This window comes from Corynebacterium halotolerans (assembly GCF_050107895.1).
Lineage (GTDB): Bacteria > Actinomycetota > Actinomycetes > Mycobacteriales > Mycobacteriaceae > Corynebacterium > Corynebacterium halotolerans_B.
In genome coordinates this window covers 33,673-49,796 of sequence record NZ_JBNILW010000018.1, presented here as the reverse complement: position 1 = coordinate 49,796, position 16,124 = coordinate 33,673, and the positions used below count along the sequence as shown (strand labels likewise).

Annotated in this window: 12 protein-coding genes; 7 read left to right on the top strand and 5 right to left on the bottom strand. The window is 61.7% G+C overall.

All coding sequences use genetic code 11. The features are described from left to right. Positions 1 to 139: 139 nt before the first annotated feature. Complete coding sequence (locus tag ACQCVD_RS14175; protein WP_426824430.1) at positions 140 to 349, bottom strand: hypothetical protein; 210 nt, start codon at positions 347 to 349, stop codon at positions 140 to 142. A 111-nt stretch (positions 350 to 460) separates the two neighbouring features. Continuing rightward, positions 461 to 1,609, bottom strand: coding sequence for an ROK family protein (locus tag ACQCVD_RS14170; protein WP_426824429.1), 1,149 nt, complete (start codon positions 1,607 to 1,609; stop codon positions 461 to 463). A gap of 185 nt (positions 1,610 to 1,794) precedes the next feature. Between ACQCVD_RS14170 and ACQCVD_RS14165 the strand changes: the two genes are divergently transcribed. The 4 genes from ACQCVD_RS14165 (at position 1,795) to ACQCVD_RS14150 (ending at position 6,460) form a co-directional block, all read left to right on the top strand. Next, the gene (locus ACQCVD_RS14165; RefSeq protein WP_426824428.1) at positions 1,795 to 3,072 is read left to right on the top strand and encodes a DUF1479 domain-containing protein; all 1,278 of its coding nucleotides are present in this window, start codon (positions 1,795 to 1,797) and stop codon (positions 3,070 to 3,072) included. Between the two features lie 141 nt (positions 3,073 to 3,213). Continuing rightward, on the top strand, positions 3,214 to 4,719 hold the full coding sequence (locus ACQCVD_RS14160; RefSeq protein ID WP_426824427.1) for a sugar porter family MFS transporter: 1,506 nt from the start codon (positions 3,214 to 3,216) through the stop codon (positions 4,717 to 4,719). Positions 4,720 to 5,101: 382 nt separating this feature from the next. Continuing rightward, the gene (locus tag ACQCVD_RS14155) at positions 5,102 to 5,860 is read left to right on the top strand and encodes a hypothetical protein (RefSeq protein ID WP_426824426.1); all 759 of its coding nucleotides are present in this window, start codon (positions 5,102 to 5,104) and stop codon (positions 5,858 to 5,860) included. A gap of 261 nt (positions 5,861 to 6,121) precedes the next feature. Further along, positions 6,122 to 6,460, top strand: coding sequence for a hypothetical protein (locus ACQCVD_RS14150; RefSeq protein ID WP_426824425.1), 339 nt, complete (start codon positions 6,122 to 6,124; stop codon positions 6,458 to 6,460). A 380-nt stretch (positions 6,461 to 6,840) separates the two neighbouring features. Here ACQCVD_RS14150 and ACQCVD_RS14145 read toward each other — a convergent pair whose 3' ends face one another. Further along, positions 6,841 to 7,782 (bottom strand): LysR family transcriptional regulator, encoded by a 942-nt coding sequence (locus ACQCVD_RS14145; RefSeq protein WP_426824424.1) that lies wholly within the window; start codon positions 7,780 to 7,782, stop codon positions 6,841 to 6,843. A 30-nt stretch (positions 7,783 to 7,812) separates the two neighbouring features. Here ACQCVD_RS14145 and mdlC point away from each other — a divergent pair, with 30 nt between their 5' ends. The 3 genes from mdlC to ACQCVD_RS14130 all read left to right on the top strand — a co-directional run bounded on the left by mdlC (position 7,813) and on the right by ACQCVD_RS14130 (position 12,488). Next, positions 7,813 to 9,537, top strand: a complete 1,725-nt coding sequence (gene mdlC / locus ACQCVD_RS14140) for a benzoylformate decarboxylase (RefSeq protein WP_426824423.1) — start codon at positions 7,813 to 7,815, stop codon at positions 9,535 to 9,537. A gap of 44 nt (positions 9,538 to 9,581) precedes the next feature. Next, positions 9,582 to 10,931 carry an MFS transporter gene (locus ACQCVD_RS14135; RefSeq protein ID WP_426824422.1) on the top strand — a complete coding sequence of 450 codons (1,350 nt, stop codon included), beginning with the start codon at positions 9,582 to 9,584 and terminating at the stop codon, positions 10,929 to 10,931. Positions 10,932 to 11,036: 105 nt separating this feature from the next. Then, entirely contained in the window at positions 11,037 to 12,488 is a 1,452-nt protein-coding gene (locus ACQCVD_RS14130; RefSeq protein WP_426824421.1) for an aldehyde dehydrogenase, read from the top strand. Between the two features lie 280 nt (positions 12,489 to 12,768). Here the strand turns inward: ACQCVD_RS14130 and ACQCVD_RS14125 are convergent, their stop codons facing one another. Together ACQCVD_RS14125 and ACQCVD_RS14120 are read right to left on the bottom strand one after the other, a co-directional pair. Beyond that, positions 12,769 to 14,508, bottom strand: coding sequence for a hypothetical protein (locus ACQCVD_RS14125; RefSeq protein WP_426824420.1), 1,740 nt, complete (start codon positions 14,506 to 14,508; stop codon positions 12,769 to 12,771). Then, complete coding sequence (locus ACQCVD_RS14120; protein WP_426824419.1) at positions 14,508 to 16,058, bottom strand: porin PorA family protein; 1,551 nt, start codon at positions 16,056 to 16,058, stop codon at positions 14,508 to 14,510. Before ACQCVD_RS14120 ends, ACQCVD_RS14125 begins: the two co-directional genes overlap by 1 nt. Positions 16,059 to 16,124 lie beyond the last annotated feature (66 nt).

Genomic DNA, 16,124 nt, shown 5'->3' with positions numbered 1-16,124 from the left:
GGGGTCAGGGGTGCGTTACGGTGTGTCACTAGGAACCTCCGGTGTTGGTGTGCGTGTCGTTACCCACCTGCCTACCGGAGGTTCCCTGTATCCGCTCACACTGTTTACAACCTCCCGAGGAAGTACAGCTAGCTCAGCCTCAACGCCGCCCAAGTACCTCGGAAAATAGCTCCTCGGGAACGAAGCCGGTGAGCATTCCCAGAATGACACCGAAGGGGTCGAGATGCTGGGTGTGCTTGTCGCTGCAACGGTCGGCGGGTTCCTCATCGGTGAACAGGTAGGCGCTGCCGGTCACCGGGGACTCGACGCTCTTGTTCCATACCTTCGAGGAACCTGTATCCAGCAGCAATGGGGAATGTTGTACTTCTGCGCGGGGAAAGAAAACCCACTCCCCAGGAGCTGCCAAAGCATGGCGGCCAGCCGAAGGACTGACCACTCCGTCACTCCAGAGGGGGCTCAGCTACTCCGAGGTCTGGGATTCGGCAAGAGTGCCGGCCACTTCCATTGCTGTCTCCCATGCATTCCGAATCGCATCACGGGAAACGCCGGTGACCAGGAGCTCTTCGTCGGGGCGGCCCCGCATCAGGGAAACCGGTGCGATGTGGCCCGCTTCCACAGCCGCCGAGACGCGCTCAACCAACAGGTCCGCCGCGCTCAAGGGGCCGCTGAGAATTACCGTTCCGGGGTCGACTACGGTCGCGGCATCGAGCACCGTCTGCCCCAGCAGCTCAGCCGCATACTCGGCTTCGGTGTTGTCGGGATCCTGGAACGCGGCAAGCGCCAGGTCGATGTCGATGGAGGATTTGTCCGGGCTGCCGAAGCTCAATGAAGAAAGTTCGGCGTGCAGGGTGGTGCCATGTGGGGTGCGGAGAAAGCTGATCTCCCCGGCCGCGCCGTTGGCACCACGGACTACGGTGCCTTCGGCCACCTGGGCACCGCCGATACCAGCGCCCAGGTAGATGTAGAGGAATGACCGGCCCGGCTCTTTGTCCGGATCGGTGGCCTCCGCCAGGGCTGCCCAGTTCACGTCGTTGTCCACGCGGACCTGTGGCACATGCGCCAATCCCAACTCGGCGATGATGTCGGGGACGAAGCCACCCAGGGGCGCGCCGGCCATCGGTTGGACCGCACCGGTGTGCGGATCCACCGGCGCGGCGACGGAGATGGTCGCGGAGTGGCACGGAGTGTCCATTGCCGTCGCGGCCGCAGCAAGTTGTTCTTTCGCCCAGGCAATTCCCCGGGAAAAGCTCACATCCTCGGTGTATTGCCGCTCCCACTGGAGCTCGCCGCGGAAATCCAGCGCGCGGACCACGAAGTGGCGCCGCTCGAGTACCACGGCGCTGACATGACAGTACCCGGGATTGATCCCGTAGAGCAGGGCGCGTCGGCCGCGTCCTCGGGGAGTGGACTCGCCGACTTCGGCGATCATGCCGGCAGTGCGGAGTCGGGTGGCGGAGTCGGAGATCGTTGGTTTGGAGATCCCGGTTGCCCGGGCGATCTCCGCTCGGCTCGCTGCGCCGTGTGTGGCCAGGTGTCGGAGGAACGCCTGGTCCGTCATTCCGGTGAGGTTGGCGGGAAGGGAGCGGGAAGACGGCGGCGGGGGTGGCATCGCAATAAGTGTAGCTACTGGGATGTCCTCAACAGGAGGTTTCGGGAGGGTGGCCACCCCCGGAAGAGCTGACTCCAGGCCCTGGTTTGTGGCCGTTTTACTCACGCCCCTTTACTTGTGACAGCTATCACGCTAGTTTCTAGTAAATCGTTTTTACCAAATAGGTCAACGTGAAGAGAGGGCACATGACCACCGCGACTTCCCCACATGCACCCACCCAACGTCCGGATGACCTTCCTGCCGCCATCCGGGAAACCAAGGCACAACTCCGCGCCCAACTGGGCGGACCAGCTGGCGTCAAGGCCGCCTTCCGCGAGGTCGAGGCCTTCGTCGAGGAACGGGTGAAGGAGATCGAAGAGTACAACGCCCGCGGCGAATCGATCTGGCCGGAGATCAACTACGACGACATCGCGGCCGGCAACATCTCCGAAGAGTTCAAAGAGAAGGTCCGCCGCTACGGAGTGCTCGTCGTCCGCAACCACTTCCCCCGTGAGCAGGCGCTGGAATTCGACCGGGAATTGGTCGACTACGTCGACGTCAATGACTTCGACGCCCAGTACCGCGGCCCCGGTGATGACTTCTTCGGCACCTTGGCCGCCTCCCGCCCGGAGATCTTCCCGATCTACTGGTCCAGGCCGCAGATGCAGGCCCGACAGTCCGAGCGCACCGCCAAGGTGCAGGCATTCCTGAACCACCGCTGGAAGTTCGAGTCCGAAGGCGTGAAGTGGTTCGATCCGGACCAGGACAGCATGTACCCGGACCGCATCCGTCGCCGTCCCCCGGGAACCAATTCCTCCGGCCTGGGCGCCCACACCGATTCCGGTGCAGTGGAACGCTGGCTGCTGCCCGCCTACCAGAAGGTCTTCCAGGACGTCTTCAGCGGCAACTTCGCCAACTACGACCCGTGGGATGCGGCGCACCGCACCGAGGTCAACGAGTACGAGGGCGGCTCCACCATGTGTTCTGCCTTCCGGACCTTCCAGGGCTGGACCGCACTGTCCGACCAGCAGCGTGACCAGGGGGTGCTGGCCACCGTCCCGATTCCGGAAGCCATGGCCTACATCCTGCTGCGCGCGTTGCAGGACGACGTCGCCGAGGACGACCTCTGCGGTGCCGCACCCAGCCGGGTGCTCGCCGTCAACGAGCAGTGGCACCCGTTGCTCATGCGCGGGCTGACCAACATTCCGGATCTCCAGGCTGGCGACAGTGTCTGGTGGCACGCCGATATCGTCCACGCCGTAGACCCGATCGAGGACCAGCAGGGCTGGGGCAACGTCATGTACATCCCGGCCGCCCCGATGTGCGACAAGAACAAGGCCTACTCCAAGCAGGTGGCCGAGCACTTCCTCAACGGCACGTCCCCGGACGACTTCCCGGCCGAGGACTACGAAGTGGACTGGCAGGACCGTTTCACCACCGCTGATCTCAATGAGATCGGCCGCCGTGGGCTCGGCCTGGATTAATCAGCCCTCACTTACAGCGGGGTAGCTGCAGCATCAGGCCCTTGAAGGGCGGCTGCAGCATCCCGCCGTTGGCACACCAGCACGGACCATTGAGAGCATCCATCACTCCCACCAAGGGACTCAAGAGAATCGACAACAGTCATGGCAGACACAACACACACCGCCGATGAGCGGGTGAGTTCCCGGCTCATCGGAGTCGTCGCCACTGCGGCACTGGGCGGCTTCCTCTTCGGCTTCGACAGCTCCATCATCAACGGCACCGTGGAGGCGATCCGCGACCAATTCTCCCTGAACGCGGTAGTACTCGGTTTCGTGGTCTCCGTCGCGCTCCTGGGCGCCGGCGTCGGGGCCTGGACCGCGGGCATCTGCGCCGACCGGATCGGGCGGGTGAAAACCATGCTCGTGGCAGCATTCATCCTCTTTGTCTCCTCGGTGGGGGCGGGGCTGGCCTTCGGCGTGGTGGACCTGATCATCTGGCGCTTCCTCGGCGGTGTCGGCATCGGCTTCGCCTCCGTGATCGCCCCCGGCTACATTGCCGAGGTCAGTCCCGCGAAACACCGCGGCACCCTGGCCACCATGCAGCAGATGGCACTGGTGACCGGCATCTTCATGGCCCTGCTCGCCAGCGCGTGGTTCGCCCGCATCTCCGGCGGGGCCGCCGAAGTGCTCTGGTTCGGTCTGCCCGCCTGGCGGTGGATGCTCATGTCCGCGGCTGTACCGTCCCTGATCTACGGCATCCTGGCGATCCGGCTGCCGGAATCCCCGCGTTTCCTGGCCTCCCGCGGCCGCACCGACGAAGCCCGCACCGTGCTGCGCGAGGTCGTCGGCATGCGCCAGGAAGTCAATATCGACGCCAAGATCACCTCGATGCTGGGTACGGTCAAACTGGAGAAGCGGCAGAAGTTCAGTGACCTGCTCGGTGGCCGCTTCGGCCTACTGCCGCTGGTCTGGATCGGCATCCTGCTCTCGGTGTTCCAGCAGTTCGTCGGCATCAACGTCATCTTCTACTACTCGACCACCCTGTGGCAGGCCGTCGGCTTCCAGGAGTCCGATTCGTTCGTGATCTCAGTGATCACCGCAGTGACCAACATCGTGGCCACCATTATCGCGATCATGCTGATTGACAGGGTCGGTCGACGCCGCCTGCTGCTGATCGGCGCCGCGATCATGACGGTGTCACTGGCAACCATGGCCCTCGCCTTCGCCCAGGCAGACATTATCGACGGCGCGCCGGTCCTGCCCGGCTCCTGGGGCCCGGTGGCATTGGTGGCGGCCAACCTCTTCGTGATTGGCTTCGGCATCAGCTGGGGGCCGACGGTCTGGGTGCTGCTGGGGGAGATGTTCCCGAATCACATCCGTGCCTATGCCCTGGGTGTGGGCGGCGCCGCTCAATGGTTGGCGAACTTCGTGGTCAGCGCGACGTTCCCCTCGCTGGCGGACGCCGGTCTGGAGTTGGCCTATGGTCTCTACGGCTTCTTCGCACTGCTGTCGTTCGTGTTCGTCTACTTCCTGGTGCCCGAAACAAACGGCAAGCAACTCGAAGCCATGGGCGATGACGCTCCCCGCGAGCCGGCACTACCGGTCCCAGGCTCCCACATCGAGGACGACGTGGACCCCCGGATGAGGACCTCGCCGGATCCGGTGTAACCCGTGACTCCCCGAGACCGAGCCACCTGTTCAGGGGCTCGGTCTCGTCATCTTTGGCGGCGGGGAGGTGGCACTCTGGAAAAATTCGCCGGGTAAGTGCTGCAGTAGCGCCGAATCAGGGAACTCCGAGTAGCCAAGAAAACACCGACTCTCCTCGACTGTCCCTATCGCTACCGGCCGCGAGATCTGATCAGCGGCATCCGGTACCGCATCAAGACCGGTTGCCCTTGCTTACCGATCCCCCGCGCTCCCACCCGCCGCCCCACCGATCCCCGGTAACTTGGGGAGCAATGAAACCTCATCGGCTCCTGGCCACTGTCGCGGGCATTCCCGTTGCGGCACCCGTGGTCACCGCTGGTATTGCCATGGGCGGAGCACCGCAATGAGCACCGGTAACAACAATCGCCGCCCGTTCCGCGTGATCCTGGGTCTCCTCCTGGTCGTGGCACTGATCGTGGCGCTGGTGGTCTACGGTCCCGGCCTACTCCGCAGCCTGCGGGAGGGCGAGAACCTGCTGCCCTGGCCTGCCGAGTGCACGGTCCAGACCGCGGAGGGCGAAGTCGGACTCTCCCGCGACGAGGCAAAGCTGGCCACCACGGCGGTGGCGCTCGGGGCCCGCGGGACGGAGACACCGGACACCTCCGGCATTGACGACGCCGTGCTGCAGCGGCTCGCTGAAGGCTCTCCCGAGGATGCGGGGCCGAGTCTGATCTGCCGCGGAGCAGCTGCCAGCAACCTGCTCGAAGAGCAGATGACGGCCAGCGGTCTGACTCCGCGCGCCGAGCAGGTCCGCGCGGCGATGGCCGAGGTATTCGGTGAGTTGCCCCTGGGCGGCTTCACCCCGGGTGGCTTCGATTACGGCCACGGGGAGGACTCGACGCACTATGACGGCCGCGCCATCGACGTCTTCTTCCGCCCGGTCACCGAGGAAAACCGGCGGGCAGGATGGCGGCTGGCCCACTGGCTGATCGCGCACGCCGACGAGCTGCACATCCAGTACGTCATCTTCGACGACCGGATCTGGAGTGCCCACAGCTTCCGCGGGCAGTGGCGGGATTACCGGGCACCCGAGCCAGCCAACGAGATCCTGCGCCACCTCGACCACGTGCACGTGGACGTGCTGGGCGGTGGACCCGAATAGGAATTCGCCCTGCTTATCGATGCCCCGTTCCCGGCGCGTGCGACCATGCACCGCTGGCATCTCCACAGATCCTGGCTGGCATTTACTGCTTTACAATGATGAAAGATAGTTACATTCCGGAACCGGGATGAGACGTGGGCACAGGGGTTGCCGCAGCACTAGCTTTCTCCGTGATAAGTCACCACCCTGCAGAGGGAACCCCGGTCTGAGTTTCAACGAAGCCCGGGCGTGTGCAGTGCGATCCAGCGGCTAGCGAGCTTCATGATCAGCGTGAAGTTCGCCTCGCTAGTGGGTGCCGGTCTGCAGATGGCCTACGGCCTCTCGGGCTTCTTCGCCCTGGTGTCCTTCGTCTTCGTGTACTTCCGGGCGCCGGAAACCAACGGCAAGTACCTTGAGCCCATGGGAGAGGACACCCCGGGAGAACTGACGCCACCGGTTACCTCACTTACTCGCTCCAGCACTGCCAGCAATGCGGAACTCCGTCCGAGGACGCTGGCCGATCCGGTGGAGGCACTGACGCCCCGATACCGGATTCCTTGTTTCGAGAGCCCGGCATCGTCATCTTTGGTGGCCGGAGGTGAACTACCCGGTACCGAGTAGTTCACCTCGGTTTCTTAAGCGGCGGTCTCTCTACAGCGGGTGCTTGAGTCCCGCTGTCATAGGAGGGGATCCCGCCGATGGCTTGCTAGCGATAGATGCTGCCGTGACTGCGTGAGGAAAGGTCCTGTTCCGTCTGGCAAGCGACGAGTCTCAAGGCAGATCCTTCGTTGCTCCAAGGCCCAAAATCTGTAGCGTCGGCAGTTGCTGCTGGGTCCCCTAAAGCAGACGGTAGCTGCGAAGAATGTGGTCGGTAGCTGCAGCCCCATCCGATCCGCTTCGCGGACTCGATTCGGTGAACCGGACTGCTCGTCTTGCCCTGGGCCCAGGCGGGACGGACGCCTGCGAAAACTCCGGCCGATTCGCGATTGCCGGTGCCCGCTCTATCCTCCCCTTGAGTACCTGACCTCCGGCAGGTTTTCTCCCCCGGTACTCCGTGACATGCTCTCCACGCCTTCTTTGATGAGATCGATGAACCACTTCTGAGGTGCTGTTCGCCGCCGCTTCACTCGCGACATCAATGACACTTCCATACGCTCAGCGGGGATCGGACTGGGCAGGATCTGCAGCCGCTCCGACCAACCGAGGCTCTCGACCACCGCTTCAGGAATGATCCCCAGTAGATCTGAGTTCATGACCACTCCGGGTACGGACACAACTCTGGTGCCGAGAATCCCCGTCTGTAGCTGTACGCCAGCCTTCAGTAGAAGATTCTCGGGAGCATCATGTCCAATGGATGATTTGATCCGGATAAACCGCTCAGCACTCAATTGGTCAAGACTGACGGACTCCTGAATACGAGGATGATTCATATTTGCCACCACAACATAAACGTCTCGATAGATCACGGTGCGCTCTACATCATCGGAATGGAAATGCGGGGTTTGAATAGCAGCATCAATCTCACCGGTAGTTAGTTTCTCCGGCACTTTCGGTACATCCAGAGGTTCAATTCTCAACTGGGCCGAAGGGGCCCGCGTTTCGAACAAGCTCTGGATGAGTGGAAGGAACACCACCTCCCCGAGGTCGGACAGCATAAGGACAAACTCTCGGGTTGAACTCGCTGGCTCGAACCCGTGACTGAAGAGTTCGGTGGACGCGATCAGGTCCAAGGCTGCCCGGAGGTCGGGGTAAATCTGCTGTGCCCGAAGAGTGGGATGGAGCAGACCGCGCTCGCGATAGAAAAGCTGATCATTATAGGCCCTTCGCAGCTGCTTCAGGGAGTAGCTCACCGTCGGCTGGGACAGGTGGAGCTCGTCGGCTGCACGACTAATCCCCTGATGCTCATAAATCAAGCAAAAGGTGTGGATCAAGTTTAAGTTCACGTCTTTTACCACCGTGTATAGAGCCTCTCTATGGCATTGGAAAATACTTTTATTGGACTGATTGTGATGTGGGTCATTAGCTTAACTCCTATCGAGAAACGACGAGAGGAAGACAACGTGAAGACCCAGCAATACTTGGCAGAAGCCCCCACAAGCCCCGGCTCGAAGCGTACGGTGCGTTCGGCGGTCCATGAGCTCATGCTCAAGCACGGAGTGTTCCGGATTTTCGGGAACCCCGGATCAAATGAACTGCCATTTCTGTCCGACCTCCCAGAAGAGATCGAGTACGTTCTCGGTCTTCACGAACAGGTTGTAGTCGGGATGGCCGATGGGTTCGCTCAAGCATCAGGAGAGGTTGCTTTCGTCAATCTGCACGCGGCATCCGGAACCGGCAACGCGATGGGGGCTCTCACCAACTCCTTTTACTCGCGTAGTCCGCTTGTCATCTCCGCCGGGCAGCAAGTGCGAGAGACCATCGGTATCCACTCATTCCTCTCTAATGTCGATGCCGCTCAGCTCACCAAGCCGTTGACCAAGTGGAGTTGTGAACCGACCTCCGCCTCCGATGTGCCGCGTAGCTTCAATGAAGCGGTGATGCAGGCTCAGGCGAGCGCGCCCGGTCCTGTCTATCTCTCTATTCCTTATGACGACTGGGACCACGAGGCGAATGCCAATGATGAACTCCTCCTCCGCCGTTCCTACAGCGAAGAGAATGAGCTGTCCGCCGCCGCTGTTGAGCATCTCTCCGGGCTGATCTCCGCAGCCATGAGACCGGCGATCATCCTAGGATCTGCGGTTGATACCGTCGGCGCTAACGGGGCGGCCGTCACACTAGCGGAAAACTCCGGCGCTGATGTCTACCTCGCTCCTTCCCCCTACCGCCTGCCTTTCCCGAACAAGCATGGACAGTTCCGGGGAGTGCTGCCGGCCTCTATTCATGCCGTCAACACAACTCTCGCGGCCTATGATTTGGTCTTGGTGATCGGAGCCCCGGTTTTCCGCTATCACCAGCACGTTCCCGGCCAGTACCTGAGCGATGAAGTCGACCTGATTCACATCACGGATGATCCCAACGAAGCGGCTCGAGCCCCCTTCGGAACAGCGGTCGTCACCAACATCAAGCGTGCGGTTGAACTTCTTGCAGAGGCAGTGCCGCCGCAGGAGTCCGTCATCGAACTGCGACAGCAGGGATTCCCGGCGACCGAAGCCCCGGTGGCTGGTGTCTTCGATCCGGCAAGGGTGTTCGCGCTGCTTCGGGAGCATGCTCCAACTGGCACGTCCTATGTTGTCGAGTCGACCTCCACCAACTCCGACTTCTGGGCTCAGATGGACCTGCAAGAACCAGGTTCATATTTCTGGCCGGCTTCCGGAGGACTGGGTTTCGGCATGCCAGCGGCGGTTGGCGTCCAGATGGCGCTAGCTGATCGTCAGGTGATTGGGATCATCGGGGACGGTTCCGCCAACTACGGCATCACAGCGCTATGGACGGCAGCGCAGTATGACATTCCGGTTGTCTTCATTGTCTTGAAGAACGGAACCTACGGAGCACTCAGGTGGTTCTCTGAGCTTCTGAACACCCCCGATGTACCGGGCGTCAATGTGCCGGGCATCGATTTCGTTTCCCTAGCCCACGGTTATGGAGTGGAAGCCCGCACAGCCGAAAACGAGGGGGACTTCATCGACGCCCTGGCGGAGGCGGTCGCTTCTCGAAAGCCGTGCCTCATCGAGGTCTGCACCAATCTCACTCAACCCTGAAACGTACGAATCAACCGTAACTTACTCCAAGCAAGGAATTGACGATGACTAACCTTCACGTGGAGACCCCTCTGGGGACCACGCCCCAGTCCATTTCCGTCGCCCGAGTGGTCAATCAAGCGAAGATCACTCCGTTCCACAAGCGAGTCTTCGCCCTCTGCACACTATTGATGATCGTTGACGGCTACGACATGATCTCCTACGGATCAGTCGTTCAAACTCTTATCCTGGAATGGGGTATGACCCCTCAACAAGGAGGCTACCTGGGCGCGGCTGCTCTGGTCGGCATGCTCATCGGCGGCATGTTCGTGGCCCCACTCGCTGACCGTTTCGGCCGAAAAAACCTGCTGCTCGGCTGCCTGATAGGCTCCGCGACCTTCTCCCTGGCGTGCGCGCTGGCTTTCAACTTCGAGACACTCTTCATTGCCCGCACCTTGGTCGGTATTTCACTAGGCGCGATGGTCCCCAACTTCGTGGCCATGACCGGAGAGTTTGCCCCGCAGCGGCTCCGCTCCTTCGCGGTGTGCTTCGTTTGTAGCGTCTATTCCATCGGAGGCATCATCGCCGGTCTTCTCGGCATGTTCCTCATTCCGAATTTCGGCTGGCACAGCGTCTTCTGGGTCTCGGTGTCCTTCATTGTCCTAGCGCCGGTTGTCTGGAAACTCATGCCGGAGTCCCCGATGTTCCTGTCCAAACTGCCTGCCCGCAGAACTGAGTTCGAGAGCGTTATATCCCGCATCTCCCCGGAAACGAATCCCCGCGCTGTGATAGCCGTCGAGGAGCCCAAGCAACAGTCTGCTCCCTTCATCGAGATTTTCCGCAGAGGAAATGGATCCAACACCCTGCTTATCTGGGTCGTCTTCCTCATGACCATGCTGTTGAGCTACGGACTCAACACGTGGTTGCCCACCCTGATGGCGTCCGCAGGCTACTCCTTGGGAGGTGGACTGTTCAATCTGGTGGTCCTTAATATCGGCGGTTTCCTCGGTGCGGTCCTAGGCGGCTACCTGGCAGATCGCTTCCGGATCAAGAACGTGATCCTCGCCTACTTCGTTGTAGCCACCCTTTCCCTCGCCTCGCTGGCACTCACCCAGAACAACCTCATCGTAAACCTGCTACTAGTGCTCGCTGGTGCCACGACAGTCGGGACTCTGTCAGTCATCCATGCTTTGGCTGCAGAGTACTACCCCTCTGCCATGCGCTCCACCGGCATCGGTTGGGCTGCCGGCATCGGAAGACTCGGCGCAATCGCCGGACCGGTTCTGGGCGGAGCACTTCTGGGACTTGCCCTTCCGTTCTCGCAGAATTTCTTGGCCGTCGCCATTCCCGGGGTCATCGGCGCAATAGCCATGGCTTTCGTCAACATGTCCAAAGCCACCAAGGACATGGAGTAGATGCTCTATGTCCATCGGAGCCGATCCCCGCCCGTCCCCTTGAAACCTGGCACCACCCATCCCGACCTGAAATCAGCTTTACTGCCTCCTTGAAAGGACAAGACCATGCAAACCCAGCTGCTCATTGACAACAGTGCCCGTCCTGCCACCGATAACGGGAATTTCACCTGGTCACATCCAGTGACTGGCGAGACGATCACGACCAGCGCTGCCGCTACTGTTCAAGACGCGATCGACGCAGTTGAGTCAGCCGACCAGGCGTTCACCAGCTGGTCCAAAACCGGACCCAGCCAGCGCCGTAACATCCTCCTCAAGGCTGCAGATCTCCTTGATGAGCGAGCCGAGGAGTTCACCGAGGTGATGTCCTCCGAGGTAGCCGCCGCAGAAGGCTGGTCGCGGTTCAACGTTTACTTGACCACTCAGTGTCTGCGTCAAGCAGCTAGCCTGACCAGCCGCATCTCGGGTGAGACCATTCCGACCGACCGTCCCGGCGTGTTCTCCATGACCGTGCGACAGCCCGCCGGGGTCGTGCTCAGCATGGCTCCGTGGAACGCCCCAGGGGTCTTGGGTATGCGCTCTCTAGCGTATCCACTGGCTTGCGGAAACACGGTTGTATTCCGTGCTTCTGAAGCCAGCCCCCGCACCCACCAGATCCTGGTTGAGGTGCTGCATGACGCAGGGCTCCCGCCCGGAGTCGTCAATTTCCTGACACACGATCCGGTGGATGCCGATGAGATTGTTGAGGCCATGATCTCTCACCCTGCTGTTCGCCGGGTGAACTTCACCGGTTCCACCCATGTCGGCCGTATCATCGCAGAGAAATGTGGACGCCATCTGAAAAAGCCGCTCCTCGAGCTCGGTGGAAAGGCGCCGTTCGTTGTTCTCGACGACGCGGATATTAATGGCGCTGTTGATGCCGCAATCTTCGGATCCTTCATGTTCCAGGGCCAGATCTGCATGAGCACGGAACGATTCGTCGTCGACAACAAGGTCGCAGACGATTTCGTGTCCAAGTTTGGTGAACGCGCCGGACAGCTCAAGCATGGTATCTCCGTGGCAGATCCTTCCGTTGCTGTGGGGCCGATGTTCAAACCAGCCTCTGGAACTCGTATCAACACACTGATCGACGATGCTGTGGACAAGGGGGCAAACGTGGTTACCGGTGGAAAAGCTGATGGAGCCCTGATGCCTCCTACGATCCTTGACCACGTCACACCGGAGATGGACATCTACGACCAGGAGACCTTCGGCCCCGTCACCATCGTTGTGCGCGTTACAGGTACTGAACAGGCGGTCTCCACCGCCAACGACACTGAGTACGGTCTGGCGGCAGCAGTACACGGGGGAGACGTGAAGCGGGCCATGGATGTCGCCCTCCAGATCGAAGCTGGTCACGTACACGTCAACGGGGCAACGGTCCAGAACGACGCCGCAGCACCGTTTGGGGGAATGAAAGCCAGTGGCTTCGGCAAATTCGATGGTGAAGCGGTAATTGATGAATTTACCGAACTCAAGTGGATGACAGTCGAACCTTCTGATCAGCAGTACCCGCTCTAAGCGAGCTCTACGCGCCAATCACAAGGAAAATCACTAACTGCGTAGAGTTTTGAGTGAAGGCGATCGGTGAGCTGAAATGCCAGCTCACCGATCGAGCCTCTCGGTCCCACAGCGTCCCAACCTGGCGGCAGTGCTGACGGCCGCAGGGACGGTGTATTGCGTGAGTTCAGCGCGGCACTGCTTGTGAGGAGACTAGCGTCGCGTTTCGTTGCCAGACCGCGGTGCGCGCTTGCCCACCTTCTGGGGCAGCCGCTCACATGTCCAGCTGGGCACTCTCTGGTTAGAGGGTGAGGGAGTAGAGAGGTTTTCTTCCTGTCCCAATTCCCACCGGCACCACCACCCAGGCCACCAACAAGGCCAGTCCCAACCAGTACTCCCAACCACGCTGCGTAGGCGCACCAGTGTCCACCACCTGGTCGCCATCAACCACCAGGCCAACCCCCAGCTGCTCAAGAGCCGAGACATCCCCAGCAGCCCACGCCTCCTGCGCCTGCACCCAACGCTCTGACGGCGGATCAACCACCTCTCCATCCACCACGAGCGCCCCGGATTCCACCAGAGACAGTGCCTTGGACATGGGTTCCACAACCACACGGCCTTCGATCACCGTCAATGGGGCAGCGCCCATCAACAAGACGTCGCGCCCGTCAGCCCGCTCCACCAGCTCTTCATCCACGGGAACTTCCACCGGTGCCAGCTGTTGCATCACCCGCGGGGCATCGGGGATCTGTAGCACGGCCAGCAGAATCACAAGAACCGCCGGCGCCGCAGGCCGCACGTTAGTCCGCAACACCCCCGTACTTCGCGCGCTAGCCCCGGAAACACCCACGCCCCACACCCCGACACCCACCGAACGCGAAGACCCAGCAAACACCACCCCACCAGCCATCGCCGCATATACCGGAATCGCCAGCATCACCAGCTTCTGGGAGTCGCGCAATAGACCAGCACCCGGCACTGCAGAAATCAACCAGCCCATAACTCCCGGCAGCAACCACGCCAGCGCAGCGCTACCTAGGCCCACAGCACCGAGCACCAACAATCGCACCGGAACCCGTCGCGCGCCCAACAGCAGTACGGCGAATAACAAAATCCCGAACACCGCGAACCCGGCTTCCCGGGACGCTGGCACCGCATCCGCGTTCCAGATTCCGCCTAGCCCAAGCAGCGATCCCAACGTTCCCGTCCAGGCTTCCGCTCGCGGTGCAAACGCAGTCGCACCAGTACTGCTGCTCGTGGATCCCATTAACAGGCCAGGAACAATCCACGGCAGGCTCATGAGAACACCGAAACCGAGGATCACCAGCCGGCGTCGCCACTCCCGGGCGCTGACCACTCCCACCACCACAGCGAACAGGGCGCCGGTAGGTGTCAGCGAAGCTAACCACATCGCCAGCAGCTGAATCACAAAACTCCGGCGCAATGCTGCAGCCGCAATCAGTGGCAGCAACCACGCCGCAATCACCAGAGACCAGTGCCCCTGAAGGAAGCGCTCCACCACGAAGGGGTTCCACAGCGTCACGGTGATCGCAGCAGCCTGCCCCCAAACCACGCCACGCCCCACACCGGCGCCCTCAGCGCCGTCGCCGTCCGCAGCACTACCAGCGGCCTCACCAACAGACTCGCGCTCAGCACCAAAACCACCAGCCCCCGAGGAAACAGCCCTCGAAGAAGCACTCCCCGAAGCAATAACCCGCACCAACCACGCCGCCCCCAGCGCTCCCACCGCGCCGGCCACAACGATCAGTACCCGCACGAACCACGATGCCGGCATCACCATGCCAATCAGCGTCAGAAGCCCGTCCTGGGGCGAGTTGCGGGCAGCTAAATCACCAAAACCGAGTGCTCCCCGGGACAGCGCGGGATGGTCGATCACCATCATGTCGCGCAGCGCCAACTGGCCGGAGAAGATCCCAGAGTCAGCGGGCATAAACAGCGGGTACACGAGCAACCCCAGCAATAGCGTCGCCCATGCGGTCAGCAGGGTTCGCGCCAGGGTGCCTCGCTCCCCGCTGGCCATCAGCGTCCCTTAACGCCGTCCACGCCGGTATCGCCGCCACCTTCGGTGCCGCCGCCTCCCGAGCTACCAGCCGCGCCGTCCTCAGCAGCATTCTCACCCGCCGCGCCACGCTCCGAAGCATCGCGCTCCGAGGCGCCAACCCCCGAAACATCACCCTCCGAAGCATTTGGCTCCGAAACGCCATCAACCCCCGTCGCTCCCTCAACCGCAACACCACCACCGGCAATGGTCCGGTTCTCCTTATATCGGCGACGCATCCACCAGATCAGTGCGCCGGCAGCCAGGAACACCACGATGGTGTTGCCCAGCAGGGAGATCACTTCGAGCGCCTTCAGCACCCGTAGGTCGGATTTCGCCTGCTCCTGCGCGGAATCCGTGGTTGCGGTGTCCCACGCCAGCTCGGTCGCCAGCACGGTCCGCTCTGAAAGCTCCCCGTTAGCCCCGAAAGGCTCGGCTACCTCGGAACCAGCCTCGCCAGCAGCATCAGCCCCGCCCGAAGCCTCAGACGAAGCCTCAGACGAAACCCCTGAAGACCCCGCAAAAACAGCCGCCGCCATCTCATCCGCCTCGTCCTGCCCGGCAGCCAGGTACACCCACACTCGGTCAACCCGGTCAATCACCGTGCCGGACTGCGGCTCCACCCACAGCGTGCGATCCACGCTGTAATAAGGGCTCAGCGAAACCCGGTCCGTCGCGGACATCCCCTCTGAAGCCAACTCCGCCGCAGAGTAGAACTGTGACGCCGCGCCGTTCACCCGCAGCGAGGAAATAGCCTCGCGCTGTTCTTCATCCAGATCCCCCATCCGCAGCAGTGGCGGCATCTCCGGCGCGTCGGAGATGCCGTGCGGTTGCGTGAAACCCTGCGCCATGGAGCTCATCAGGTCCACCGCGGGCACGGTCTGCTGGAATTCATAGCTGCGCAGCCCCTCGTGCTCCACGCGGTCCACGAAGTCGAGTGGCTCGGCCAGCTGGATCATCGGGTCGAAGAACGCGTAGGACACCCGCTCGGTGTTGTAGGGGAAGAAGTACTGCAGTCCATTGCGGCTGAATTCCCCCGTCGCCACAGAATCTCCCAACTGGGGCAGCGTCATCTCCATCGAGGAACTCGGCTCCGGCACCGGGAACGCGGAGTGGCTCTGCAGCCGCACAAAGTCCTCAATCTCCAGAATCGGGGAACCGTCCACGGACAATGCAGAAGCAGCAGACACCGCCACTTCCTTCCGCGTCTCCGTGGAAGCGGTTTCCACCTCCCGGGAGAACTCAGCCTCCCCGGGAATCACGAAACACGAGAAAGAAGGCTCCTCTCCGGCGCACTCCTCCCGCGCAGCATTCACCTCAGGAACTGCACCTTCCCGAAATGCTGAAAGATCCACCGCCCGCGCCGCCGCAGGCGTAGAAGAATACGAAAAAGCCTCGTCCTTCGGCATCTGCCGCAGCCCGGCAATCACAAATTGCGGCACAATACCCGCCACCAGGATGATCGCCAGGATGACGGCACCCACGATCACCAACGGTCGATTGCGCGTCAACCACCGCCGGCGTCGCGACATTCCAGTGCTCCTGGTGGTCAACGGCCCTCCTTGAAGTAGGATCTCCCCAACGACACCACGTGAGGA

Bases quoted from the DNA above. Each gene is read 5' to 3' on its own strand.
- ACQCVD_RS14150 (WP_426824425.1), top strand. From the start codon at position 6,122: ATGATCAGCGTGAAGTTCGCCTCGCTAGTGGGTGCCGGTCTGCAGATG.
- ACQCVD_RS14155 (WP_426824426.1), top strand. From the start codon at position 5,102: ATGAGCACCGGTAACAACAATCGCCGCCCGTTCCGCGTGATCCTGGGT.
- mdlC (WP_426824423.1), top strand. From the start codon at position 7,813: ATGGCATTGGAAAATACTTTTATTGGACTGATTGTGATGTGGGTCATT.
- ACQCVD_RS14160 (WP_426824427.1), top strand. From the start codon at position 3,214: ATGGCAGACACAACACACACCGCCGATGAGCGGGTGAGTTCCCGGCTC.
- ACQCVD_RS14130 (WP_426824421.1), top strand. From the start codon at position 11,037: ATGCAAACCCAGCTGCTCATTGACAACAGTGCCCGTCCTGCCACCGAT.
- ACQCVD_RS14135 (WP_426824422.1), top strand. From the start codon at position 9,582: ATGACTAACCTTCACGTGGAGACCCCTCTGGGGACCACGCCCCAGTCC.
- ACQCVD_RS14120 (WP_426824419.1), bottom strand. From the start codon at position 16,058: ATGTCGCGACGCCGGCGGTGGTTGACGCGCAATCGACCGTTGGTGATC.
- ACQCVD_RS14125 (WP_426824420.1), bottom strand. From the start codon at position 14,508: ATGGCCAGCGGGGAGCGAGGCACCCTGGCGCGAACCCTGCTGACCGCA.
- ACQCVD_RS14165 (WP_426824428.1), top strand. From the start codon at position 1,795: ATGACCACCGCGACTTCCCCACATGCACCCACCCAACGTCCGGATGAC.
- ACQCVD_RS14170 (WP_426824429.1), bottom strand. From the start codon at position 1,609: ATGCCACCCCCGCCGCCGTCTTCCCGCTCCCTTCCCGCCAACCTCACC.